At 56.7% G+C, this 762-nt stretch carries 1 rRNA gene; it reads left to right on the top strand.

The annotated features are described in order from the left end of the window. Positions 1-762 (top strand): 23S ribosomal RNA (locus tag HC022_RS28015); the annotation flags it as partial.

The following is a 762-nucleotide window of genomic DNA, read 5'->3' as shown; positions in this document are numbered from 1 at the left end:
GAGGGAAAGGTGAAAAGCACCCCGACGAGGGGAGTGAAACAGTACCTGAAACCGAACGCCTACAATCAGTCGGAGCTTGACTGGACTCTAATGACATTCTGCGCCATGCAGTCACCAGAACAAACTGGAGACAATCATGGCAGACGGAACCTTCGCAGTGCTCATGCTGATTGCTGGGCTCTCCGATATGGGGATGAACCATTGCGGTACCGACAACGGGTGCTTCGGCATCTCGGACACCGGATCGCGCGTCGGCTTTTCGGCCGGCACAGTGGTTGAACGCCGCGCCGACAAAGGATCGGAGATCTATCTCCGCTACGACCTCGGAAAGAACATCGGCCCCTTCGGCCAGGCGATCGGCCTGTCCTACGGCGACGAAAGCGGTTCCTGGATCGGCTATGGCTGGACCTGGGAAACCTACTTCGGAAAGAGCCCGTTCTACACGCAGCTGCACGCGATGCCCGGGCTCTACGCCGCGGGTGACAACTTCGATCTGGGTGGACCCATCGAGTTCCGCTCCGGCATCGAGCTCGGATACGAGGCGAAGAACGGTTGGCGGTATGGCATGTCCTACGATCACCGGTCCAATGCCGGGATCTACGACAACAATCCCGGAATCGAAACCGTGCAATTCAGAGTGAGCGTTCCACTCAACTGATCCCAGATGTTATTAGTGTCCAGTCTTGTGACGGCGTACCTTTTGTATAATGGGTCATCGACTTGGTCTATCTAGCAAGCTTAAGCCGTTAGGTGTAGGCGCAG

The organism is Salipiger sp. HF18, assembly GCF_011806505.1.
GTDB lineage: Bacteria > Pseudomonadota > Alphaproteobacteria > Rhodobacterales > Rhodobacteraceae > Salipiger > Salipiger thiooxidans.
The sequence above is the reverse complement of the archived record's forward strand: the minus strand, read 5'-3'. Positions and strand labels throughout refer to the sequence as shown.